This is a genomic window from Shewanella aestuarii, assembly GCF_014647215.1.
Lineage (GTDB): Bacteria > Pseudomonadota > Gammaproteobacteria > Enterobacterales > Shewanellaceae > Shewanella > Shewanella aestuarii.
Genome location: NZ_BMOT01000002.1, coordinates 107,969 through 130,078 on the forward strand (window position 1 = coordinate 107,969; position 22,110 = coordinate 130,078).

Genomic DNA, 22,110 nt, shown 5'->3' on the forward strand with positions numbered 1-22,110 from the left:
CAAGTGTAGTGGTTGAAATGCAATTTCGCTAAGAAGTTGATAAAAAACTTTTTTATCTATAATTAGGCAGTGATTATTAAAGGGGATGTTCGCCATGAGTCGTCAAGAATACGTGGTGAAATGGTCTATTATCTTGCGGTATTGAGAGAAAGTGGCAAGGATGTTTGTACATCACTATTAGGCTGTCTAGCGCCATATTATTATGTGTGGTTGTTTGCATTGTTATAGTCGATTACTGGGGAATAATCTCATATATTCAAACACCCTTGCCGAAAACGGTTATGCCATCATTTGCAATAAGTTGTTCAAACTTTTTATTTGTAATTGCAGTGATGCAATTTGATTGGTTATTTCATTTTTTTTCAATTCAGTCGGTTCGGCAGATGATTTAACCCATTGATAGACGGTTCTGGAAGAAATGCCATATTTTTTAGCTACCTCTGAGAGTAATAGATTATGATTTTTGACTTGGTTAACTACTTCGCAGATTAAGGCTTGCGAATACTTGTGGCTTATATGGTTGTGCGATGCGGTATTGTGCATAGTGCTATTCACTTTTATTGAGTTGTGCTTGTCGGATTATCTATTTTCAACTTCCCACTGACTGACGCCAATTTGGGAAAAAAATTGATAATATTGATGAATTTTTCTCGGAAACAAGCTGCCAAGTTGCAATGTATGCACAAAAACCGTGGACAACATATTTAGGGGGAATGGTTTTAATTGCATAATATCTTCTCCTACAATTCAATAAGTATAAAAATTAAACTACCTATTTATGGGTACTTGTATTGTATGAAAAGTCTGTGCCAAGTGTGGTAATTAATTTTTTATCAATATTATTAGTTAGTTATGTTTTTATGAATGCATTTATCATATTTTAACTTGCAATCTATTGGTGCAATTGCACTAATTTGGTTTTTGAATCTTGAATTTAAAAAGGTAAAAAGTCATAGCCCAAATCTGGTTACAGATGCATATACCCAAACAACTTGAAGATACGTGTTTCAGAGCTTCACCGTGTTTTCAATACTAGGCGCGTTAATGCGGTAATGTAGATACCTTATAAATTAGCGCAACAACGCTGTTGATTTAAAAATCAGGGGAACACGGTGAAACTCCCTGAGGGCAAGTTTTACACGCGTTTATGCTGCGTTATTGATTTTGAAAAGGGAATAACCATTACCCGCAATCAATGCCTTGCCTAAACGCGTGTAAATTCTTGCTGAAATCGAGCATCTTCAGGTTGTTTGGGTATATATGGCGCTCAGGTTATTTACACTTAATCGCTGATATTCAACCCGCAAAGATCGGGCCCTAGTCAATCTCTCACCAGAGTTCAGGTTGACGATTTTTTTTGAGGGGCAAGATCTTGTTGATATGCATTTACTCTTACCTGAAGATAACGAGGCTGAATGACAGTGAACGGTGTGTTTAAGCGTCGCTGCGGCTGATTAGCTGGGGTTATCTGCTAATGAGTACCATAAGGGATGTTAGAGAGTTTAAAACAGATTTGAAATCTACATTGGCACGAGGCTAACTCGTTGGAGTGGTGTGAGTAAAGGGTGAATGTACTCAGCTGCAATGCATTTTTAGCGTTAACAGCCTTCATCAAACTTAGCATTAATTAGTGCGCAAATTGCATCGAGCGCAGCTTGGGCATCAGGTCCATCAGCCGTAATATCGATTGTTTTACCTAAACCACTTTCCAGCATCAGTAAACCTAATACACTCGCCGCACTGGCCGTTTTACTGCCTTGAATGAGCGTCACATTGGCATCAAACTCATTAGCCAGCATAACCAACTTTGTCGCGGCTCTGGCGTGTAAGCCCAACTTATTGGAAATGGTAACTTGGCGCTGTAAATGGCTCATAACACTTGGCTCCGAAAAGTCGCTAAATAGGGTTATTTAGCCTTATTTGCCAGCTCACGGTGTCTTGCATGAACCGTATGTTTTTTATCAGTGGAGAAGCGTTTTGCTAATTGGTCTGCAATATAAACAGAACGGTGCTGTCCGCCGGTGCAGCCGATGGCGATTGTTAAATAGCTTCTATTATTGCGTTCTAGATGCGGCATCCAAGTTTCAAACAGATTTTCTATTTGCCAAATAAATTTGTTTACTAAAGGCTGTTTTCCCAGAAATTCTTGCACAGGTTCATCAAGCCCAGTAAAAGGACGCAATTCAATTTCCCAATGGGGGTTAGGTAAAAAACGTACATCAAACATAAAGTCTGCTTCAGTTGGCATTCCGTGTTTAAAACCGAATGATTCGAAGTTGATGACTAATTCTTTATCAACACTGCCCATCAATATTTCACGTACTTGATCGCTCAACTCGTAAATATTTAATGCTGAAGTATCAATATAATGGTCTACCACATTAGCGATAGGCTCTAATAATACCCCTTCTAATTTAATTGCTTCTTGGAGTGAGATTTGGTTCTTTGACAGCGGATGTAATCGGCGGGTTTCGCTATAACGTTTCAGTAGCACTTTGTCTGAAGAATTTAAGAAAAAGCTACATACTTCAGTGTCATTGCCTAATTTTGCAAGTTGTTGCTGTAGCACTTTACCTTGGTCAGCAATATTCCGCACATCGACACTAATTGCTATTTGATCTCGGCTTCCTTTTAATTGGTCCAATAATGTGCCAATTAATGCTACAGGTAAGTTATCAACACAGTAATAACCAAGGTCTTCTAATACCCTGAGTGCGACAGATTTACCTGAGCCCGAGCGGCCCGATACAATAACTAATTTCATGCAGTGATAACCTGGTAGAGTTCTGTTGAGTTACTACTTTTACGTAACTGCTTGAGAATAAGTTTATCTGATAACTTTTCAGCCATCGAAGATAAGGTGCTGAGATGTTGTTGGCATTGTTCCGCTGGAACTAATAAGGCAAATAACAAATCAACGGGTTGTTTATCTATGGCATCAAATGGAATGGCGTCTTCACATTTAATAAAAACCGCAATGGGCTGTTCGATGGTCGTTAATCGACCATGAGGGATTGCAATGCCAGAGCCTATTCCTGTGCTACCCATTTTTTCTCTGGCCACTAGGCTTTCGAAAATCTCTTGTGAAGAGAGGGATGGGTACTGGGCAGCGACTAAATCACTGATAAGTTCCAGTACCTTTTTCTTACTGCCCGGTGAGGCACAGGAGGTGCATTCCGGCTGCAGGATGGTACTAAGTTCCATCATTAATGCTTAGATAGTTTCTCTTTGTGTTTAATAACCTGACGATCGAGTTTGTCGATCAGGGCGTCTATTGCATGATACATGTCGGCATGATCAGCAGCTGCAAATACTTCCGCTCCATTTAAGCTGACTTTTGCTTCTGCCTTTTGCTGTTGTTTTTCGACATTTAACACTACATGCACATTATGGATCTGATCGAAATGTCGTTCAAGCTTTGAAAATTTTGTAGTGACATATTCGCGTAATGATTCAGTAATTTCAACATGGTGACCTGTTAAATTTATTTGCATATTTATCCTCCAATTGCCTAGGTAGATTATAAACTCTTACGCTGGTTTGAGGGGGGGATCATCATCGCCTCACGGTATTTAGCGATAGTACGACGTGCAACATTAATCCCTTGTTCCGCCAGAAGATCCGCCATTTTGCTGTCGCTTAATGGTTTTTTCTGGTTTTCTGCAGCAACCAGTTTTTTAATAAAGGCTCTAATTGCTGTAGATGAGCATTCTCCGCCATCATCAGTACTGACGTGGCTAGAGAAAAAGTATTTTAATTCGAATAATCCGCGCGGAGTATGCATGTATTTTTGAGTTGTGACCCTCGAAATAGTTGATTCATGCATTTCTACCGCTTCGGCGATATCATTAAGCACCATAGGTTTCATGGCTTCTTCGCCATACTCAAAAAAACCTTGTTGGAACTGAACAATACAATTGGACACTTTTAATAAGGTGTCATTGCGGCTTTCTAAACTTTTAATAAACCATTTGGCTTCTTGCAAGTGTCCACGAATAAATTGGCTGTCAGACTGACTTTTACTGCTTTTTGCCATCGCGGCATATTGCTGGTTAATGCCAATTTTTGGCATATTGTCAGGGTTTAATTCAACCACCCAACGACCATTTTTTTTCATCACCGACACGTCAGGGATAACGTACTCATCATCCTGTGGGGTGATCATTGAGCCTGGGCGTGGATTTAACGATTGAATTAACTCGATGGCTTCACGCAGTTCATCTTCTTTTAACTTGGTTTTGCGCATCAAGGTGCGAAAATCCCTACCCGCAATTAAATCTAAATAATCTTTGATAAGAATTTTGGCGTTGTCTATGTGCGGCGTGTGCGGATCATATTGCATCAATTGGATTAGTAAGCATTCCCGCAGATCGCGAGAGGCGACGCCAATAGGATCAAAATGTTGAATACGCTTTAAAACAGCTTCAACTTCATCAAGTTCAACATTTTCATCGCCCATAGCTTCAAGAATATCTTCAGTGCTTTGGGTTAAATAACCTGTGTCATCAATAGCGTCGATAATCGCGGTGGCAATGGCTAAATCTGTGTCCGAAAATGGGGTAAGATTCTTCTGCCATTCGAGGTGTTCGTACAAACCTTCAGAGGTTTCACCTTGAAAAGGCATGTCATCGCTTGGCATGCTACCAGAACCTGAAGTGGCCATAGGGGATGCGGTATATACCTCATCCCAAGTGGTATCCATTGGTAAATCGTCAGACATTTGTTCTTTTGTCATCGATTCAGCGGTGTCCACATTCGAGGTGTCTTTTTCTACTGTTGGTGCACTTACTTCATTAAAATCGGTTTCTGATTGGTTTTTGGATTGATCATTTCTGTTGCTAAATTCTGCAAATTCATCTTCCATTTCAAGCAAAGGATTTGAATCTAATGCTTGTTGAATTTCTTGCTGTAACTCCAAAGACGATAACTGCAGCAAACGGATCGCTTGTTGCAGTTGTGGGGTCATAGTCAGATGTTGACCCATTTTAAGTTGGAGTGAAGCTTTCATTACTACTGATCCCTAGAAGATTTCCGTTTGCTGCACTGTTTTCACAAGTGTTCACTGCAAATGTTATTTAAATACATTATTAAACACCACAATAAAAGGTTACTGAAGTGTTAGACTTTTCAAAGCATCTATCTGTTGTACTTAATTAACTATAGCTTGAATTGTTCGCCCAAGTATACTGCTCGTACTTGTTGGTTGTTGAGTATTTCATCAGGTGTACCCTCTGCAATCAAATTGCCTTGGCTCACGATATAAGCGCGTTCACAAACATCAAGGGTTTCACGAACATTGTGGTCAGTAATCAGTACCCCAAGGCCACGATTTTTCAATTGTTGAATAATTTTTTTAATATCAATAACTGAAATGGGGTCAACCCCGGCAAAAGGTTCATCGAGTAAGATAAATTTAGGATTGGCTGCCAATGCTCGTGCAATTTCAACTCGGCGGCGTTCACCACCTGAAAGAGACATGCCTAGACTGTCTCGAATATGGGTGATATGAAATTCTTCTAACAGGCTTTCCAGCTCTTGTATTCTTTCTTCCTGATTTAATGATTTACGCGTTTGCAATACAGCCATGATGTTGTCATGAACCGATAGTTTTCTGAAAATGCTCGCTTCTTGTGGTAAATAACCTATACCTTTGCGAGCCCGTAAATGCATAGGATCTGCGGTTAAATCATCGTCATCAATTAAAATTCGACCGTTATCGCTTTTGACTAAACCAACCACCATATAAAATGTTGTGGTTTTACCTGCTCCATTTGGGCCTAGCAAACCGACAATTTGACCAGTTTTTATCGTTAAACTGACACTTTTGACAACTTGGCGACTTTTATAGCTTTTAGCTAAATTTTCAGCGGTTAAGGTAATTTGGTTCATTGGTTACCTTGTTTTTTTAACGGAATTTCAGGAAGTTTTTGTTTTGGTACATCTTCGGTTTGGAAGTTTTCCGGCTGAATGATGGTGATAACACGATCTTCACCTTTACCGGTACTTTCTGCAATGAGCTCTTGGGCGGTGATATTGTAGCGAATAATATTCCCAGTGACTTTACTACCAGCCTGATCTAGCTTGGCATTGCCAGTCAATAATAAACCTGTTGTAGCCAGATCATAGCGGATCTCATTGGCACTGGCGGTACCTATTCGGCCGTCATCGAGTTCTTGTGAAAACGTCGCAGGATTACCAATGGCAATCAACATTTTGGTTTGACCATTTTCAGCGGAAAATGCACGTAGTTCATCAGCATTAATGTTGATACTACCTTGGGTGATTTTTACTGGGCCATTAAAAATAATCTGGTTATTTTTAATGTCAGCGCGCTGGCTTACCGCAGCAATTTTAAGCTCTTGTTGCAGGTCGCCTTCTTTGGCCAAAGCATTGCTCGTCATTACACCCATAGCCAGTGCTGTAACAGCACAGATTTTACCGAGTGATTTTGATAAAAACTTAATGTGGTTCATATGTTCCTTCTACCTGACTGAGCAAGGTAATTTCTTCTGCGTTGAGATCGGCGAACAACCCTAAGCCAGTAATTAAAAAACCGTTACCCTTTATGATAACAGGCTCTTCAGAGCGCCCAATCATGGTATCTAAATTAAAGGTGACTTGTTGCGTCTCAAGCGATTGTAGCGGCTCTTCAATGTCAATGGCATCGATAATTACATCATTGTGCAAACTGACTTGATTTGCATTTTGCTCAAGGGTGGCTTTTTCAGCGGTAATTTGCCATTTTGCTTCACCGTTTTGAGGATAAAGTAATAATACGGGTTCAGTAAATAAAGTGGTGTTGCTAGTAGAGAAGTGCTCCATGTGCTTGGCACTCATTTTACTATCAACAAAACCTTGCTTATTAAACTCTGTTGTATGCAGTTCATCGGCAACAAAATCAGGTCGCTCAATTCGGGTGTCTACGACTAATGCCATTTCGCTGCGTTTAATCTGTACCTGCCAGTACAATACTAACGCTAAGCCAAAAAATGCACATATGGCCAGTGTGGTTCGGTTCATATGCTCATACCATGGGCATTTTCAAATTTGTCTTGGCTTAATAAGAGTAAATCCGTGAGCTCACGTAATGCGCCATGACCGCCATTAATGTGTGTGGTCATATGACAATGTTTACGGACAAACGGATGGCCGTCTGCAACACAAACTGCCAATCCAACGACTTTCATCACTGGCAAATCCACCATGTCATCACCTATGTAAGCGACTTCTTCAGCTGTGACATTGTATTGTTTGATTAATGCTTCATATGGGACAAATTTATTATCAATACCTTGATAAATATCTTTTATTCCCAGCGCGCTCATGCGGTTTTCGACTATTTGAGATTTGCGTCCGGTGATAACGGCTACATGAATCCCACTGGTTAACGCTGAACGAACACCGTAGCCATCACGGGTATGAAAAGCTTTGGTTTCTTCACCACTGTTATTCAAATAAATGCGGCCATCAGAAAATACCCCGTCAACATCACATATGAGCAGTTTGATTTTTTTGGCGCGCTGCCAAATATCATCACTAATTGGGCCGTAAAAACCTTGGTGGCTTGGCGTTTGAGTTGTCATACTTATATTACCCCTGCTTTAACCATATCGAGCATATTTAACGCCCCAATCGGTTGATGTTGTTCATTTACGACAATCAAACCATTGATGTTTTTTTCATCCATAATTTGCAGTGCTTGTGCAGCCAAGATGTTCGCAGGGCTTGTAACACAGTGTTTGGTCATAACATGTGAAATCGGTGTGGTACGTAGGTTTACTTCAGCGTCAATCACACGACGTAAATCACCATCGGTAAAAATACCGACTAGTACATTGTTATCGTCGACGACGGCTGTCATGCCCAAGCCTTTATTGGATATTTCATAAAGTGCTTCAGTAATGCAGATATTCTGTTTAACCAAGGGTAAGTCACCGCCTTGATGCATTACGTCATTCACTTTCAACAACAGTTTTCGACCTAAAGATCCACCAGGATGAGATAACGCAAAATCATCGCGGGTAAAACCTTTAGCTTGTAATAAGGCAACGGCTAGAGCGTCCCCCATGACTAACGTTGCAGTGGTACTTGATGTCGGGGCTAGCCCTAACGGACACGCTTCCTCTGGTACTTCAATACACAAATGTAATTTGGCTAATTTTGCCATGTTAGAATCTGGTTTTCCGGTCACTGCAATCACAGGCACTCCCATGCGTTGTATTACTGGCATCAGTGTGAGTATTTCGCTTGATTCACCGGAATTAGAAATGGCCAGAATAATGTCATTTTTGGCCAAGGCACCTAAATCACCATGACTGGCTTCACCTGGATGAACAAAAAATGCTGGTGTGCCAGTGCTGGCAAAGGTTGCCGATATCTTATTGCCAATATGACCTGATTTACCCATGCCCATGACAATGACTTTTCCTTTGCACTGCAGGATTAATTCACATGCTTGGCCAAATGCCTCTGAATCAACAAATTGATAAAGATGTTCCAATGCTGCTTTTTCAATATCAATGACCTTGCGGCCCCATTGACGAAATTGAGTTTGGTTTGCCATGTTTGTCTCTCTTGGTAAAGTCCTTTACGCCCCTTTAATGAGCGGTGAATACAACGTACTGGTACGCAATAAAGGTCAATAATAATAAAATGCCATGCCAACGAGTGAGTTGTTGCTTTGCGCCACTGGACAACACTAATACAGCCAATGCGATACTGGTGGCCAGTACCATATAAAAATCTCTGTCGATTGCTGACGCATCAACCGTACCAGGTGAGATTAGCCCCGGAATAGCAAGTACTGCAAGAATATTAAATAAATTTGAGCCAACTATGTTACCAATAGCTAAATCGTCTTCTTTCTTTAACACCCCGGCGATACATGCGGCGAGTTCAGGTAAACTGGTGCCAACAGCAATAATGGTTAATCCGATCACTAAATCCGATAACCCATAAATTTTTGCAATACCAACCGCGCCGTCTACCATCCAACCTGCTGATAACGGTAGTAAAACCATACCGATTACGATCCACATGATAGCACGAGTTGTGGGGACATCCTTAGGGATCTCTGCATCCATTTCTTCACCCATGATATCGGCTTCTTTATTGTTCATAGCTTGATAAATGAACCAACCCATGACGGATAAAAAGGCCATTAATAAAATAACGCCTTCATAGCGAGCCAATATGCCATCATGGATCAGATAACCAGCAAGCACAGTAGCTGCGAGCATTAATGGAATTTCCCGCTTCAGTGTTTTAGAGCTCACACTAATTGCCCCCAGCAAAGCGGTGAGGCCAAGAATAAGGGTAATATTTGCTATGTTAGAACCCAATACATTGCCGATAGCGGTATCATTCATACCGTCCATTGATGCCGTTGCCGCAACAAACATCTCAGGTGCAGAACTACCCATAGCTACAATGGTTAAACCAATCAGCATGGGGGGTAAACCTAGGTTTCTGGCAAAGGCTGATGCCCCATAAACAAATTTATCGGCACTAAAAACCAGTACAGCTAGCCCAGCACACAGCAACAAAATATTAACTAACATGTTATCCCTTTAATTATCTAAACCCGTGTATTTTCGCTGTAAATGAGTCAAATTGAAAGCCACAAAAGGATGGAAGTGACCTAATCATTATCAAGTTAATCATTTATTAAGATTAAATTCATTTTAGATTAGGGGTTTTTACTGCGAGTAGGTTGTTAGGTGAGCAACATTCACGTAAAATTTAGTTTACCTTTTCATGCCAGGATGGCAGCTATCTCTTCGAATATCATGTCAGATACATCAACTGTATTACAAAATCCGCTTGTTGAAGTTAACAATCTCGCGTTTAGTCGAGGCGAAAAAGTCATATATGATGACATTTCATTAACTATCCCCAAAGGTAAAGTTACTGCCATTATGGGGCCTAGCGGCATAGGTAAAACCACATTACTTAAGTTAATTGGCGCTCAGTTAACGCCTGACAAAGGTGAAGTTCTATTTGACGGCCAGAATATGCATACATTATCACGAACTGAGCTATATCAAGTTCGTAAACGTATGAGCATGTTGTTTCAAAGTGGGGCGTTATTTACCGACATGAACGTGTTCGACAATGTGGCATTTGCGTTACGTGAACACTCAGGTTTACCTGAAACGATTATCCGATCCATCGTGTTAATGAAATTACAAGCCGTTGGACTGCGGGGCGCGGCTTTTATGATGCCCAGTGAGTTATCTGGTGGCATGCAACGCCGAGCTGCATTAGCAAGAGCCATCGCACTAGAGCCCGAAATGGTGTTGTATGATGAGCCGTTTGCAGGACAAGACCCAATATCTATGGGGATGTTGGTTAAATTGATCCGTGAATTATCTGATTCGCTAAAGCTCACTTCCGTCGTTGTGTCTCACGATGTAAAAGAAGTGCTTGGCATTGCTGATTATGTTTATGTGATAGCGGATAAAAAAGTGATTGCGAAAGGGACGCCAGAACAATTGCGCGCATCCGATAACCCGCAATTACTTCAGTTTATTCAAGGTGCTCCCGATGGTCCTGTGCCTTTTCATTATCCCGCCGCTGATTATCAACAGGAGTTGTTGAGTGAATCCAATTAATTTAATTACTGCTATTGGCCGTTATGCCATTGAGTTAGTCGGTAGTTATGGTAAAGCCGGGCTAATGTTATGGCGTGCTATTGCCCACATTCCTAGACCTAAAAAAGGTTTACCTCTTGTCATTAAGCAAATGTACGTACTTGGCGTGCGTTCAATGGTGATTATTTTAGTATCGGGCTTGTTTATTGGCATGGTTCTGGCCCTACAAGGCTATAATATTTTAGTCGACTTTGGCACCGAAGACAGCCTTGGGCCTATGGTTGCGTTAAGCTTGCTGCGTGAGTTAGGACCCGTTGTCACCGCACTGTTATTTGCCGGGCGTGCTGGTTCTGCATTAACTGCAGAAATCGGTTTAATGAAATCAACCGAGCAGCTATCAAGTTTAGAGATGATGGCTATTGACCCTCTTAGGCAAATTATTGCGCCGCGTTTTTGGGCTGGAGTGATCAGTATGCCGTTACTGGCAATGATGTTCAGCTTAGTGGGTATTTTTGGTGGCCATCTTGTTGGTGTTGAATGGAAAGGGATAGATACCGGTGCTTTTTGGTCGATATTACAAGCGTCGATTGAATGGCGTGAGGATATCGTCAATTGCCTGATTAAAAGTACCGTTTTTGGTGTGGTCGTGACCTGGATAGCCTTATATCGAGGCTATGAAGTCCAACCTAATCCAGAAGGTATAAGTCGTGCAACGACATCGACGGTAGTGCAAGCCAGTTTAGCAGTGCTCGCTTTGGACTTTTTGCTAACCGCATTAATGTTCGGAAATTAAGATAAATTCATTAACTATTTAAGTGGTTTTAAGCGTATGTTGACACGGAAGATTGAGTTATTAGTAGGTCTGTTTTTGTTGTCAGGTGTATTGGCATTTTGTGTATTGGTTTTTAATGTTGCCAATGTAAAAGTGGATACCAAAGATAACAACTACACCTTAGTAGCCGAGTTTAATAATATCGGTGGATTGAAGGTGCGTGCCCCAGTCAAAGTGGGTGGTGTAGTCGTAGGACGAGTGGCCGATATCACCTTAGATGATCGCAAACTTGTGCCTATCGTAACCTTAACAATGGATAAACGGTACGACCATTTTCCTGAAACTAGCAGTCTTTCAATTTTAACTTCTGGTTTATTGGGAGAGCAGTTTATCGGTTTAACCCCAGGCTTTGTTGATGATGACATTGAAATGCTGGGTAACGGTGATCGAGTTGAAGATACCCGTGGTGCGCTAATTTTAGAAGACCTTATTGGTCAATTGTTATACAGCATGTCTTCAAAAGATAAATAGGAGCGGTTCTATGCAAGCATTTTTAGTTCGTATCGTTAGCGCTGTTATATTGCTGACCAGTGCACAAGTTTGGGCTGATGAAATTAATACCAAAGACCCTTATGAGTTAATTAAACAAGTTTCTAACCAAACGTTTGATCGCTTTAAACGCGATAAAGCCATAATTGATCAAGACTTAAGCCATTTAAAAGTGATCGTGGCTGAAGAGCTTATCCCTTATGTTGACTATAAATATGCTGCTTATAAAGTAATGGGGCAGTATCTGCGCGAAACCACTGACGATCAACGTGCACGTTTTGTTGAAGCATTCAAAGGTTATTTAATTGGGACTTATGCCCAAGCATTAACAGAATATACTGACCAAGCTGTAGAGTTTGATCCTGGACAAGATTTTAGCCAAGAAAAAATGGTGGATGTCAGTGTACAAATTATCGAGCAAGGTCGCCCACCGATTAAAATTCAATTTAAAGCTCGTCGCCTTAAAGATGATTCTTGGAAGGCCTTTGATTTAGTCGCTGAAGGCGTGAGTTTGTTAGCCTCGAAACAATCGGAAATATCAAACCTTATTCGCCAACAAGGTATTGAATCGGTTATTACTATGTTGAACGACAAAACCAAACAAAAAATTGATCGCAAGGTTGAGCAAGAGGCAAAAGCAGCGTGATTGAATTCGAACAACAGGGCGACATTTGTTTGATCAAAGGGCGGTTAACCCAAGATGAAGTTATTCAATTGTGGCCAAATCGACATCAACTGTTTACTGAATCCACCCAAGTGGTAGACTTGTCCGCTTTGACTTATGTCGATAGTGCTGGTGTCGCTATGTTACTTGCACTGAAAGGGTTGAATCTGTCTAAAAAGGATACTGCCTCAGAGGTGTATTCACGTACTTTAATTCACCCAGCGGCTCAATTACAAAAAATGATTGAGCTTTACGATTTAGACACTTTTTTTGCTGAGAATTGTCGTTAATTCTCTGTGCATTTTGTTTACTCTTCACGATATCCTTTTAGCTGTAGGGTATTGAAATAAAGGTATATATTCATGGATTGCAAGGTTATTGAGCAAATTCTATCTGACGCGTTAGCACTGACTGAAGTGCATGCAACATCGGATGGCAGTCACTACAAGGTAGTGGCAGTAGGCGAATGTTTTGAAGGAATGAGCCGAGTCAAACAACAACAAGCTATTTATGGTCCGTTAGCCGAAAATATTGCCAGTGGTGAGTTGCACGCCTTAACTATCAAGACATTCACGCCAACTCAGTGGAAGCGTGAAAAACTTTTCAATATGTAATTAGAGAGCCAAGTGGATAAATTAACCATAAAAGCGAGCCAGCCATTGTCTGGCAGCGTAGTTATTTCAGGTGCTAAAAATGCCGCCTTGCCTATTTTGATGGCTGGTGTATTGGCAGAAACCGATTTTGTGCTTTCTAATGTGCCTAATTTACGTGATGTCAGTACTAGCTGTAAGTTATTACGTTGTTTGGGTGCCGATGTTGAGGAACTGGGTCAGGGTAAAGTGCGAATATCTACCACTAACCTAAATGAGTTTTGTGCGCCATATGATTTGGTCAAAACCATGCGTGCATCCATATTGATTTTAGGCCCATTACTTGCTCGTTACGGAACCGCTGATGTGTCACTGCCTGGTGGTTGTGCTATTGGTGCGCGTCCTGTGAATCTTCACCTTCATGGCCTTGAGCTAATGGGTGCGAAGATTGAAGTGAAAGAAGGTTATATCAAGGCGCGTGTTGACGGTCGTTTAAAAGGTGCGCATATCTTTATGGATATGGTCAGCGTGGGTGCGACAGAAAACTTGCTTATGGCTGCGGCACTCGCAGACGGCACAACAGTTATCGAAAATGCGGCACGCGAACCTGAAGTCTCAGATCTTGCCCATTGTTTAGTGGCAATGGGGGCTAAAATTAGCGGTATTGGTTCAGCAACATTGACTATTGAAGGGGTTGAACGCCTACAAGGTTGTGAATATCGCGTTATGCCTGACCGTATTGAAACGGGGTCATTTTTAGTGGCAGCCGCGGTTACACGTGGCCATATTCGATGCGAATCAGCCGATCCCGCTTCTCTTGAGGCTGTACTGTTAAAGTTAGAAGATGCTGGCGCAACAGTGACAACCGGTCAAGATTGGATTGAACTTGATATGCAAGGTAAACGTCCTAAAGCTGTGAATATCAAAACGGCTCCATACCCTGCTTTTCCTACGGATATGCAAGCGCAATTCTGTGTGCTCAATGCACTTGCAGAAGGGACAGGACGTGTAACTGAAACCATTTTTGAAAATCGTTTTATGCATGTACCTGAGCTTATTCGTATGGGGGCAAATATGGCCCTTGAAGGTAATACCTGTATTATTGAAGGTATTGAATCGTTAAACGGTGCGCAAGTTATGGCAACCGATTTACGAGCTTCTGCCAGCTTAGTGATTGCAGGTTTAATGGCTGAGGGAACGACAACAGTAGACCGTATTTATCATCTAGATCGTGGTTACGAGCATATTGAAGCTAAGTTTAAAGGATTGGGCGGCGAAGTTATCCGTGTGTCTTAATCTATAGCCTAAGTCGTTCTAGTCGTAGATTGACTATTAGAAATAATCAGTCGCGATTAAAACTAAAAAAGCCATCAAGGTTAAATTGATGGCTTTTTTGTATCAGTCGATGGCTAATGGTTTATTGTTCGAAAGAATTTTTTTCAACCACGAATACAGGTATTTGTTGCTTTTGACCCTGACGAATAACCGTTAACAGTATTTTGGTTCCCGGTGGGGTTTCAGCTATTTTATCCATTAGCGTTTCAACACCAGGTATTTCGTCATCACCATAGGCAATAATCACATCTCTGGCTTGGATTTCTGCATTCGCGGCCGGCCCATCGGGGTCAATACCTGTTACAAACACACCTTTTAAATCAGGTAAATTGAGAATTTGTGCAGCAACCGGGGTTAATGGTTCTCCCGAAATCCCAATCGCGCCACGAATAACACGACCATCACTGATCAATTTATCCATAATGCTATGAGCCAATTTGATCGGAATAGCAAAACTGATGCCATTGCCACCATTATCGCCACCCACTTTAAATGCCGCGGTATTGATACCAATTAACTCTCCAAAAGTATCAATTAACGCACCGCCTGAGTTGCCTGCGTTGATGGCAGCATCGGTTTGTAAAAAGTCGAGATAACCAGAGCTTAAACCACTGCGACCAGTTGCACTGATAATCCCTTGGGTGATGGTTTGCCCTAGGTTATAAGGATTACCAATGGCCAATACCACATCACCCACCAAAGCTGGGTTAGTTAAATTAATGGGCACAACAGGTAAGTTATCACCTTCAATTTTCAACACCGCCAAATCGGTTTCAGGATCGCTACCAACGACTTCAGAAATAAATCGACGTCCGTCTTGAAGTGCGATAACAATTTCATCAGCGCGCTTGATAACATGGTAGTTGGTAAGAATATATCCCTGTGCGCTCATTATCACGCCAGATCCTAAGCCTTGTAGTGAACTAGAGTTAAGCGGAGAGCGTTGATCAATACTTAAACTGTAGATGTTGACTACCGCAGGAGCGGCACGACGCACGGCTTTGGCAAAAGATAACTCATTATGTGAGCGGGTATTTTTTGAGTAACCACTCTTGAACGGACTGCCTTCAAATGACGTTGCAATTAAAAAAACGGCAGCCATGATCAAACCAAACAAAATGGCCTTGCCTAAGTAAATGCATATGTCTTTAAAATTCATAGTCTGTTTGGTGTGGGGAAAGTAGGCTTGATAGTAGCATAGGATAAATAATTAAGCATCGAGGATGAGGGCTCGATGCTTAATTTACTGAATGCTAACATTAGGTTAGTTGCCTTATTCCACATAAGGCAGCAATTTTAACGCAGTACTAGGTAGCTTAAATTATTATCACGTAATATTTTTAAGGCTACAGAGCCTTGTTGTTTTTCCAATAATGCTTTGAAGGTTTTTAAATCTTTAATCGGTGTGCGATTAATACCAACAATAAAGTCGCCTTTTTGTAAGCCTGACATTGCCGCAGGAGAACCTTGCGCAACGTCTGTAATTTCAACACCCTTGTTGCCTGTTTGCAGTGTCGCCCCCTGAAGCATTGGATGTAACGCCCCTGCGGCTGCTTCAACAGAATCTGCCTTACCTAAGGTTGCTTTTACGGTTTTATTATCACCATCACGGATGATACCAAATTCGACTTTTACACCCGCGCCCATAGTGGCGACTTTTGCTCGCAGTTCTTGAAAGGATTTTATTTTACGGCCGTTGACACTAATAATTATGTCGCCCGCTTTAATCCCAGCGTTTGCTGCCGCGCTATCAGGCACGACTTCATTTACAAAAGCACCATGTTGGGTTTCTAATCCAAAGGCTTTCGCCAGCTCTTTATCTAAGTCACGACCAGCAACACCAAGCACACCACGCCTTACTTCGCCATGTTCAATAATCTGACTAACAAGACTATTGACCATATTGGCTGGAATGGCAAAGCCAATCCCTACATTGCCACCGTTAGGCGCCACAATAGCGGTATTGATCCCCATTAGTTCACCATTGAGGTTTACCAAAGCCCCCCCTGAGTTACCACTATTAATAGAAGCATCGGTTTGGATGAAGTTCTCTAACATTTCAATACCTAGACCGCTGCGGCCTAATGCACTGACAATACCAGATGTCACCGTTTGACCTAATCCAAATGGATTTCCAATCGCCACAGCAAAATCACCCACCCGAACTTCATCTGAATCTGTTTGCTTGATAGCCGTTAAGTTTTTTGCCTCAATTTGTAATAGGGCAATGTCTGACTCTTTATCTGCACCAATTAACTTGGCTTCGACTTCACGACCATCGCTTAAGCCAATTTGAATATCATCGGCACCATTGATGACATGATTATTGGTAACAATGTAGCCCTTTTCGGCATCAATAATTACCCCCGAACCTAGGCCTCTAAAGGGTCTCTCCCTTACTTGTTCCTGTGGTGCGTTTGGGCCAAAGAAGTAGCGAAATACATCAGGAACTTGCTGCTTAGACACCTGAGTGCCTGACACCGCCACCGATACCACAGCAGGTGTTGTGCGTTCTAACATGGGGGCTAAGCTAGGTAAAGCTTGCCCGTCAACCGACATGGGGATCGCTGCATTTGATACAACTGGCATCATGGTTAATGAGGCGGTTAATAAGGCTGCTGAAAGTAAGCTAAGTTTGGTTTTCATTAATTATGGCTCCTGAGTATTCAAGCTAGTGATAAAAATATGGTGCTTGAATTCACTAAATAAAAGTTAAATATCGTTAATCAAAATGTTTAGCAATACGGGCTTTATAAAGCCGTATTCCACTACAACCTAGATATATAAAGTCATCGATTAGTTACTCAGATGGATGCGAGTTTTATTAGTTCATTGACTATTAACAAAGGTTAATTTAATCGGTTTAAGCGGTTACTTGCTGGTTAACTTTAATGCTATTATGGCCGCCTATCTATTGGTGTAGTGAGTTTATAGTAGTGACACAGTTAACCCCTTGGCAGCATTACCAACAAGACCTCAGTCGTGAAGACTTTTCCCATGATCTCGCGCAAGAACAAGCCGTTAAGTCATTACAGCGTGTATATGATGAATTAATTGCCGCTGAACAGCCCGTTTCAGGTTTATCTAAAATGCTATCGGTATTTACTAAAAAACCTGCAAGCTTAGTCACTGGTTTGTATTTGTGGGGCGGAGTAGGGCGAGGTAAAACCTACTTAATGGATACCTTTTATGATGCATTGCCTGGAGATAAAAAGCTCAGAGCACATTTTCATCGTTTTATGCATCAGCTGCATCATGATTTAGGTGAGTTAAAAGGGGTACAAGATCCGTTGCTCACAATTGCCAACAGAATGGCAAAACAATACAAAGTAATCTGCTTTGACGAGTTTTTCGTTTCCGACATTACCGATGCAATGCTTTTAGGTACTTTGTTTCAGGCATTATTTAAAGAGGGCGTTGCGCTGGTTGCAACCTCAAATATCATCCCAGACGAGTTATACAAAAATGGCCTGCAGCGTGCTCGTTTTTTGCCTGCTATTGCATTGATCAATCAGCACTGTGAAATTTTGAATGTAGATTCAGGCATTGATTATCGCCTAAGAACGTTAGAGCAAGCAGAAATTTATCACTTCCCACTCGATGAACAAGCTGATCTCAATTTACAAACTTATTTCAAGCTGCTTGCACCAGAATCCGAAGTGTTTACCGATGCGATTGAAGTTGATGGCCGTGCCATTGTGATCCGTAAACAATCTCAAGGGGTGCTATTAGCTAACTTCAGAGATTTGTGTGATGGACCACGTTCTCAGCGAGATTATATGGAAATAGCCAGGCTTTACCATACGGTTCTTCTGAGTGGTCTGGAACAAATGGGCGATCAACTGACCGGTGATGATATTGCTAGGCGCTTCTTGGCGATGGTCGATGAATTTTATGAGCGTAATGTAAAATTGATTATCTCAGCACAAGTGCCATTGGAAGAAATATATACCCAAGGTTTATTGAGTTTTGAGTTTAGGCGTTGTCGCTCAAGATTAATCGAAATGCAATCGCACGATTATTTAGCCTTGGAACATTTGCCGTAAAGTTAGCTGACAGTAATGCTGCGAGTGTCGTGCACAAAAAATAATCATAAAGTTGCCGATAAAACGATCAAAATATTTGTCGTTTTTAATAAAAACCAGGTGATTTTTGAGTATTCTTTGCGTATAATCCGCCACCTGCCCTCGTTACTCCGCCAGTTTGGGCGGAAGTTTTAAGCCAATATTCATGCTCGAAGGGGCAAGAATCGGTTCATTTTGTGTTAATTGCGACCGCAATTGGCATGTGAGACAGAATTTTAAACATTGGGTTTTTGTAAAAAATGAAGACTACATTTACTGCTACACCAGAAACAGTCACACGTGACTGGTTCGTCGTTGATGCCGAAGGTAAGACTTTAGGTCGTATCGCTACTGAAATTGCTACTCGTTTACGCGGTAAGCATAAGCCAGAGTATACTCCTCATGTTGACACTGGTGATTACATCATCGTTATTAACGCTGAGAAAGTTACTGTTACTGGTAACAAGGCTGCGGGCAAGATTTATTACTCGCACACTGGTTTCATCGGTGGCATTAAGCAGATTTCTTTTGAGAAGCTGCAAGCTCATAAGCCTGAGATGATTATCGAGAAAGCTGTTAAGGGTATGTTGCCAAAAGGTCCTTTGGGCCGTGCTATGTTCCGTAAACTTAAAGTTTACGCTGGCACTGAGCATAACCATGCCGCACAACAACCACAAGTTCTTGATATCTAAAACGGGAGTAAGCTAATGTCTGCAACTCAGTACTACGGCACTGGCCGTCGTAAAACATCTACTGCTCGCGTATTCGCTAAAGCAGGTAGTGGTGCAATCGTTGTTAACCAACGTCCACTAGATGTATATTTTGGTCGTGAAACTGCTCGTATGGTTGTTCGTCAACCTTTAGAGTTAGTTGAAATGACTGATAAACTTGACATCTATGTAACTGTTAAAGGCGGTGGTATCACTGGCCAAGCAGGTGCAATTCGTCACGGTATTACTCGTGCGTTAATGCAACTTGATGAAACATTACGTCCTGCTCTACGTACCGCTGGTTTTGTTACCCGTGATGCTCGTAAAGTTGAGCGTAAGAAAGTTGGTCTACGTAAAGCACGTCGTAAGCCACAGTTCTCAAAACGTTAATTCGTTTTTGGAATTCAAAAAACCCAGCTTATGCTGGGTTTTTTATTGCTTAACGTTTTATGATTGTCATTAAACAGGATTGAATTAGGGGTAAAAAAACATGACACTGCAGCTATTTGTGACAGCAATTGCCTTAGTATTCATCCTTGAAGGTCTAGGACCGTTACTGTTTCCACATAAATGGAAAAAATATTTATTTGAACTTTCTGGGCAAAACCAAAATGTTCTCAGGCGCTTAGGTGGATCTTTAGTCACAGCAGGTGTAGTTTTATTGATTATTTTTCAATAAAAAACTTGCCTACAACCCCCATAAATCTGTTAAAATTCCACTTTATACCACAACCTTGCAGCAAATAATGGGCAAAAACGTAGTCGTACTCGGCACTCAATGGGGTGACGAAGGCAAAGGTAAGATTGTCGACCTTTTAACAGAACAGGCAAAATTCGTAGTTCGTTACCAAGGCGGCCATAATGCCGGTCATACCTTGGTTATCGATGGTGCAAAAACAGTTCTTCATCTTATTCCGTCTGGGATTTTACGTAACAACGTAAAATGCTTAATCGGTAACGGTGTTGTATTAGCTCCCGATGCGTTGATGAAAGAGATCAACATGCTGAAAGAGCGTGGCGTACCTGTAGAAGAACGTTTACTCATTTCAGAAGCATGTCCGCTTATCTTACCTTTCCATTGTGCACTTGATATTGCTCGCGAAAAAGCGCGCGGTAATAAAGCTATTGGCACAACGGGGCGTGGTATTGGCCCTGCATACGAAGACAAGATTTCTCGTCGTGGCCTTCGTGTTGGTGATTTATTCAATGCAGAACTTTTTGCAACTAAACTGCAAGAAGTGATGAAGTACCACAACTTCATGTTGACTGAATACTATCAAGCAGAAGCGGTTGATTACCAAAAGACACTAGACGATGCATTAGCAATTGCTGATTATCTGAAGAGCATGTGTGTTGACGTTACTGAGTTGTTAGATACTGCCCGTAAAGCAGGTGAGCCAATTCTATTTGAAGGTGCTCAAGGTACATTATTGGATATCGACCACGGTACATATCCATTTGTAACCTCTTCTAACACTACCGCCGGTGGTGTTGCTACAGGTTCAGGTTTTGGTCCTCGTCATATTGATTATGTATTAGGTATCATGAAAGCTTACACTACACGTGTAGGAGCGGGTCCTTTCCCAACTGAATTAGCCAATGAAATTGGTGATTACATTGGTGAAAAAGGTCAAGAGTTTGGTGCTACTACTGGTCGTAAACGTCGTCCTGGTTGGTTAGATGCTGTGGCAATGCGCCGTGCGGTTCAAATCAACAGCGTAAGCGGTTTTTGCTTAACTAAACTTGACGTATTAGATGGTTTAGAAGAAGTGAAAATCTGTGTGGGTTATAAATACCCAGACGGTACTGTTTCTAAAGTAACGCCATTAGCTGCAGAAGGTTATGAGTTAGTTACGCCTATCTATGAAAGTATGCCTGGTTGGAAAGAAACGACCTATGGTGCTACGTCAATTGAGCAACTACCTGTTGCTGCAATTAACTACATCAAGCGTATTGAAGAGCTATTAGAAACACCAATTGATATTATCTCAACCGGTCCAGACCGTAATGAGACCATGATTCTAGTTAATCCATTTAACTAAAATCGATATCAAAAAGGCCGCGTTAAGCGGCCTTTTTAATGAAACACGTTCGCAAAGTATGGTTGAACGCTTTAGAAATCCATACTTCGGCCGATGAATTAACTAATTCAACTGTCATCGAGAATTGTTATGTTACGGCTTTCATTACTGCTTATATTGACGCTACTACTCAGCGCATCTGCTCAAATTGCTAAGGCTGAATCTGGCGCCTTTGACATATACAGTGATGAGCAACTTATAAAGCTTATCCGCAGTAATCAGTATCTTCAACGGGTTAAAGTTGATGAATGCCAACTCGTACAAGATATCGAAGCGAGGGCAGAAGTATTACAACAGCCTCTGTATCAATTCTTATGGGGCGAAATGTTAAATCACGGCGTATGTGTTAAAGCACATCCTGCACGTGGTATAGCTATGTTACAAACCGCTGCAGAACAAGGCAGCGCAGAAGCGATGCTTAAATTAGCCAACTATTATTACCAAGGTAAATTAGTCGTTAAAGATCGTAATCGCTCAGTGCAATATACATTACCTGCAGCAGCACATGGTGATGTTGATGCACGTATGATGTTAGTTAAACTGTTTGCCGAAGGTTATGGTAGCCCACAAGATTATGAAATGGGTTATCATTGGTTGTATAACAGTATTTTTGATGATGAGATTCAGCAAAAAAAAGCGACATCATTACTACAACAACTTGCTGTGAAAATGCCCACAAGTATTGTTGAAAGGGCTCAGCAGCAACAACTTTATATGCAATAAGGCATTTTTATGCCGATGATTTGGAAATTG

Annotated in this window: 28 protein-coding genes; 13 read left to right on the forward strand and 15 right to left on the reverse strand. The window is 41.4% G+C overall.

What is annotated here, in order from left to right; genetic code table 11:
• Positions 1-279 precede the first annotated feature (279 nt).
• The 13 genes from IEY03_RS17150 to IEY03_RS04375 all read right to left on the reverse strand — a co-directional run bounded on the left by IEY03_RS17150 (position 280) and on the right by IEY03_RS04375 (position 9,560).
• Positions 280-543, reverse strand: coding sequence for a transposase (locus tag IEY03_RS17150; RefSeq protein WP_188840129.1), 264 nt, complete (start codon positions 541-543; stop codon positions 280-282).
• Positions 544-579: 36 nt separating this feature from the next.
• The gene (locus IEY03_RS04320) at positions 580-729 is read right to left on the reverse strand and encodes a hypothetical protein (protein ID WP_188840130.1); all 150 of its coding nucleotides are present in this window, start codon (positions 727-729) and stop codon (positions 580-582) included.
• A gap of 869 nt (positions 730-1,598) precedes the next feature.
• A complete protein-coding gene (locus IEY03_RS04325; RefSeq protein WP_188840131.1) occupies positions 1,599-1,874 on the reverse strand; it encodes an HPr family phosphocarrier protein in 276 nt (91 codons plus the stop codon).
• 32 nt (positions 1,875-1,906) lie between these two features.
• Positions 1,907-2,764 (reverse strand): RNase adapter RapZ, encoded by an 858-nt coding sequence (gene rapZ / locus IEY03_RS04330; RefSeq protein ID WP_188840132.1) that lies wholly within the window; start codon positions 2,762-2,764, stop codon positions 1,907-1,909.
• A complete protein-coding gene (gene ptsN / locus IEY03_RS04335; protein ID WP_188840432.1) occupies positions 2,761-3,204 on the reverse strand; it encodes a PTS IIA-like nitrogen regulatory protein PtsN in 444 nt (147 codons plus the stop codon). Before ptsN ends, rapZ begins: the two co-directional genes overlap by 4 nt.
• Before the next feature lie 2 nt (positions 3,205-3,206).
• Entirely contained in the window at positions 3,207-3,494 is a 288-nt protein-coding gene (gene hpf, locus IEY03_RS04340) for a ribosome hibernation promoting factor (protein ID WP_188840133.1), read from the reverse strand.
• A 26-nt stretch (positions 3,495-3,520) separates the two neighbouring features.
• A complete protein-coding gene (locus IEY03_RS04345; protein ID WP_188840134.1) occupies positions 3,521-5,008 on the reverse strand; it encodes an RNA polymerase factor sigma-54 in 1,488 nt (495 codons plus the stop codon).
• Positions 5,009-5,157: 149 nt separating this feature from the next.
• Positions 5,158-5,889: an LPS export ABC transporter ATP-binding protein gene (gene lptB, locus IEY03_RS04350; RefSeq protein ID WP_188840135.1), complete on the reverse strand. Its 732-nt coding sequence runs from the start codon at positions 5,887-5,889 to the stop codon at positions 5,158-5,160.
• Positions 5,886-6,410, reverse strand: a complete 525-nt coding sequence (gene lptA / locus IEY03_RS04355) for a lipopolysaccharide transport periplasmic protein LptA (RefSeq protein ID WP_188840433.1) — start codon at positions 6,408-6,410, stop codon at positions 5,886-5,888. Before lptA ends, lptB begins: the two co-directional genes overlap by 4 nt.
• Positions 6,411-6,459: 49 nt before the next feature.
• Positions 6,460-7,020, reverse strand: a complete 561-nt coding sequence (gene lptC, locus IEY03_RS04360) for an LPS export ABC transporter periplasmic protein LptC (RefSeq protein WP_188840136.1) — start codon at positions 7,018-7,020, stop codon at positions 6,460-6,462.
• On the reverse strand, positions 7,017-7,583 hold the full coding sequence (gene kdsC, locus IEY03_RS04365; RefSeq protein ID WP_188840137.1) for a 3-deoxy-manno-octulosonate-8-phosphatase KdsC: 567 nt from the start codon (positions 7,581-7,583) through the stop codon (positions 7,017-7,019). The genes lptC and kdsC overlap by 4 nt, the downstream gene beginning before the upstream one ends.
• A 2-nt stretch (positions 7,584-7,585) precedes the next feature.
• Positions 7,586-8,563 carry a KpsF/GutQ family sugar-phosphate isomerase gene (locus tag IEY03_RS04370; RefSeq protein ID WP_188840138.1) on the reverse strand — a complete coding sequence of 326 codons (978 nt, stop codon included), beginning with the start codon at positions 8,561-8,563 and terminating at the stop codon, positions 7,586-7,588.
• A gap of 34 nt (positions 8,564-8,597) precedes the next feature.
• Positions 8,598-9,560 (reverse strand): calcium/sodium antiporter, encoded by a 963-nt coding sequence (locus IEY03_RS04375; protein ID WP_188840139.1) that lies wholly within the window; start codon positions 9,558-9,560, stop codon positions 8,598-8,600.
• Between the two features lie 228 nt (positions 9,561-9,788).
• Between IEY03_RS04375 and mlaF the strand changes: the two genes are divergently transcribed.
• The 7 genes from mlaF to murA all read left to right on the forward strand — a co-directional run bounded on the left by mlaF (position 9,789) and on the right by murA (position 14,463).
• Positions 9,789-10,613: a phospholipid ABC transporter ATP-binding protein MlaF gene (gene mlaF, locus IEY03_RS04380; RefSeq protein ID WP_188840434.1), complete on the forward strand. Its 825-nt coding sequence runs from the start codon at positions 9,789-9,791 to the stop codon at positions 10,611-10,613.
• Positions 10,600-11,385: a lipid asymmetry maintenance ABC transporter permease subunit MlaE gene (mlaE, locus tag IEY03_RS04385; RefSeq protein WP_188840140.1), complete on the forward strand. Its 786-nt coding sequence runs from the start codon at positions 10,600-10,602 to the stop codon at positions 11,383-11,385. The genes mlaF and mlaE overlap by 14 nt, the downstream gene beginning before the upstream one ends.
• Before the next feature lie 36 nt (positions 11,386-11,421).
• Complete coding sequence (mlaD, locus tag IEY03_RS04390) at positions 11,422-11,895, forward strand: outer membrane lipid asymmetry maintenance protein MlaD (protein ID WP_188840141.1); 474 nt, start codon at positions 11,422-11,424, stop codon at positions 11,893-11,895.
• A 10-nt stretch (positions 11,896-11,905) separates the two neighbouring features.
• Entirely contained in the window at positions 11,906-12,559 is a 654-nt protein-coding gene (locus IEY03_RS04395) for an MlaC/ttg2D family ABC transporter substrate-binding protein (protein ID WP_188840142.1), read from the forward strand.
• The gene (locus IEY03_RS04400) at positions 12,556-12,867 is read left to right on the forward strand and encodes an STAS domain-containing protein (RefSeq protein ID WP_188840143.1); all 312 of its coding nucleotides are present in this window, start codon (positions 12,556-12,558) and stop codon (positions 12,865-12,867) included. Before IEY03_RS04395 ends, IEY03_RS04400 begins: the two co-directional genes overlap by 4 nt.
• A gap of 72 nt (positions 12,868-12,939) precedes the next feature.
• The gene (locus IEY03_RS04405) at positions 12,940-13,191 is read left to right on the forward strand and encodes a BolA family protein (protein WP_188840144.1); all 252 of its coding nucleotides are present in this window, start codon (positions 12,940-12,942) and stop codon (positions 13,189-13,191) included.
• 12 nt (positions 13,192-13,203) lie between these two features.
• The gene (murA, locus tag IEY03_RS04410) at positions 13,204-14,463 is read left to right on the forward strand and encodes a UDP-N-acetylglucosamine 1-carboxyvinyltransferase (protein ID WP_188840145.1); all 1,260 of its coding nucleotides are present in this window, start codon (positions 13,204-13,206) and stop codon (positions 14,461-14,463) included.
• 121 nt (positions 14,464-14,584) lie between these two features.
• On the opposite strand, the gene degS is transcribed toward murA, so the two are convergent.
• Together degS and degQ are read right to left on the reverse strand one after the other, a co-directional pair.
• A complete protein-coding gene (gene degS / locus IEY03_RS04415) occupies positions 14,585-15,661 on the reverse strand; it encodes an outer membrane-stress sensor serine endopeptidase DegS (protein ID WP_188840146.1) in 1,077 nt (358 codons plus the stop codon).
• A 137-nt stretch (positions 15,662-15,798) separates the two neighbouring features.
• Positions 15,799-17,148: a Do family serine endopeptidase DegQ gene (gene degQ, locus IEY03_RS04420; RefSeq protein ID WP_188840147.1), complete on the reverse strand. Its 1,350-nt coding sequence runs from the start codon at positions 17,146-17,148 to the stop codon at positions 15,799-15,801.
• A 290-nt stretch (positions 17,149-17,438) separates the two neighbouring features.
• Between degQ and zapE the strand changes: the two genes are divergently transcribed.
• The 6 genes from zapE to IEY03_RS04450 all read left to right on the forward strand — a co-directional run bounded on the left by zapE (position 17,439) and on the right by IEY03_RS04450 (position 22,080).
• Positions 17,439-18,548, forward strand: coding sequence for a cell division protein ZapE (gene zapE / locus IEY03_RS04425; protein WP_188840148.1), 1,110 nt, complete (start codon positions 17,439-17,441; stop codon positions 18,546-18,548).
• 278 nt (positions 18,549-18,826) lie between these two features.
• Positions 18,827-19,258, forward strand: a complete 432-nt coding sequence (rplM, locus tag IEY03_RS04430; RefSeq protein ID WP_188840149.1) for a 50S ribosomal protein L13 — start codon at positions 18,827-18,829, stop codon at positions 19,256-19,258.
• Between the two features lie 15 nt (positions 19,259-19,273).
• Positions 19,274-19,666: a 30S ribosomal protein S9 gene (rpsI, locus tag IEY03_RS04435; protein WP_188840150.1), complete on the forward strand. Its 393-nt coding sequence runs from the start codon at positions 19,274-19,276 to the stop codon at positions 19,664-19,666.
• Positions 19,667-19,766: 100 nt separating this feature from the next.
• Positions 19,767-19,955, forward strand: coding sequence for a DUF2065 domain-containing protein (locus IEY03_RS04440; RefSeq protein ID WP_188840151.1), 189 nt, complete (start codon positions 19,767-19,769; stop codon positions 19,953-19,955).
• Between the two features lie 67 nt (positions 19,956-20,022).
• Positions 20,023-21,318, forward strand: a complete 1,296-nt coding sequence (locus IEY03_RS04445) for an adenylosuccinate synthase (protein ID WP_188840152.1) — start codon at positions 20,023-20,025, stop codon at positions 21,316-21,318.
• Positions 21,319-21,447: 129 nt separating this feature from the next.
• Positions 21,448-22,080 carry a tetratricopeptide repeat protein gene (locus tag IEY03_RS04450; RefSeq protein WP_188840153.1) on the forward strand — a complete coding sequence of 211 codons (633 nt, stop codon included), beginning with the start codon at positions 21,448-21,450 and terminating at the stop codon, positions 22,078-22,080.
• Positions 22,081-22,110 lie beyond the last annotated feature (30 nt).

Excerpts from the sequence above, each read along its gene's own strand:
- IEY03_RS17150 (WP_188840129.1), bottom strand. The coding sequence starts at position 543 with ATGCACAATACCGCATCGCACAACCATATAAGCCACAAGTATTCGCAA.
- IEY03_RS04320 (WP_188840130.1), bottom strand. The coding sequence starts at position 729 with ATGCAATTAAAACCATTCCCCCTAAATATGTTGTCCACGGTTTTTGTG.
- IEY03_RS04325 (WP_188840131.1), bottom strand. The coding sequence starts at position 1,874 with ATGAGCCATTTACAGCGCCAAGTTACCATTTCCAATAAGTTGGGCTTA.
- rapZ (WP_188840132.1), bottom strand. The coding sequence starts at position 2,764 with ATGAAATTAGTTATTGTATCGGGCCGCTCGGGCTCAGGTAAATCTGTC.
- ptsN (WP_188840432.1), bottom strand. The coding sequence starts at position 3,204 with ATGGAACTTAGTACCATCCTGCAGCCGGAATGCACCTCCTGTGCCTCA.
- hpf (WP_188840133.1), bottom strand. The coding sequence starts at position 3,494 with ATGCAAATAAATTTAACAGGTCACCATGTTGAAATTACTGAATCATTA.
- IEY03_RS04345 (WP_188840134.1), bottom strand. The coding sequence starts at position 5,008 with ATGAAAGCTTCACTCCAACTTAAAATGGGTCAACATCTGACTATGACC.
- lptB (WP_188840135.1), bottom strand. The coding sequence starts at position 5,889 with ATGAACCAAATTACCTTAACCGCTGAAAATTTAGCTAAAAGCTATAAA.
- lptA (WP_188840433.1), bottom strand. The coding sequence starts at position 6,410 with ATGGGTGTAATGACGAGCAATGCTTTGGCCAAAGAAGGCGACCTGCAA.
- lptC (WP_188840136.1), bottom strand. The coding sequence starts at position 7,020 with ATGAACCGAACCACACTGGCCATATGTGCATTTTTTGGCTTAGCGTTA.
- kdsC (WP_188840137.1), bottom strand. The coding sequence starts at position 7,583 with ATGACAACTCAAACGCCAAGCCACCAAGGTTTTTACGGCCCAATTAGT.
- IEY03_RS04370 (WP_188840138.1), bottom strand. The coding sequence starts at position 8,563 with ATGGCAAACCAAACTCAATTTCGTCAATGGGGCCGCAAGGTCATTGAT.
- IEY03_RS04375 (WP_188840139.1), bottom strand. The coding sequence starts at position 9,560 with ATGTTAGTTAATATTTTGTTGCTGTGTGCTGGGCTAGCTGTACTGGTT.
- mlaF (WP_188840434.1), top strand. The coding sequence starts at position 9,789 with ATGTCAGATACATCAACTGTATTACAAAATCCGCTTGTTGAAGTTAAC.
- mlaD (WP_188840141.1), top strand. The coding sequence starts at position 11,422 with ATGTTGACACGGAAGATTGAGTTATTAGTAGGTCTGTTTTTGTTGTCA.
- IEY03_RS04395 (WP_188840142.1), top strand. The coding sequence starts at position 11,906 with ATGCAAGCATTTTTAGTTCGTATCGTTAGCGCTGTTATATTGCTGACC.
- IEY03_RS04405 (WP_188840144.1), top strand. The coding sequence starts at position 12,940 with ATGGATTGCAAGGTTATTGAGCAAATTCTATCTGACGCGTTAGCACTG.
- degS (WP_188840146.1), bottom strand. The coding sequence starts at position 15,661 with ATGAATTTTAAAGACATATGCATTTACTTAGGCAAGGCCATTTTGTTT.
- degQ (WP_188840147.1), bottom strand. The coding sequence starts at position 17,148 with ATGAAAACCAAACTTAGCTTACTTTCAGCAGCCTTATTAACCGCCTCA.
- rplM (WP_188840149.1), top strand. The coding sequence starts at position 18,827 with ATGAAGACTACATTTACTGCTACACCAGAAACAGTCACACGTGACTGG.
- rpsI (WP_188840150.1), top strand. The coding sequence starts at position 19,274 with ATGTCTGCAACTCAGTACTACGGCACTGGCCGTCGTAAAACATCTACT.
- IEY03_RS04440 (WP_188840151.1), top strand. The coding sequence starts at position 19,767 with ATGACACTGCAGCTATTTGTGACAGCAATTGCCTTAGTATTCATCCTT.
- IEY03_RS04445 (WP_188840152.1), top strand. The coding sequence starts at position 20,023 with ATGGGCAAAAACGTAGTCGTACTCGGCACTCAATGGGGTGACGAAGGC.
- IEY03_RS04450 (WP_188840153.1), top strand. The coding sequence starts at position 21,448 with ATGTTACGGCTTTCATTACTGCTTATATTGACGCTACTACTCAGCGCA.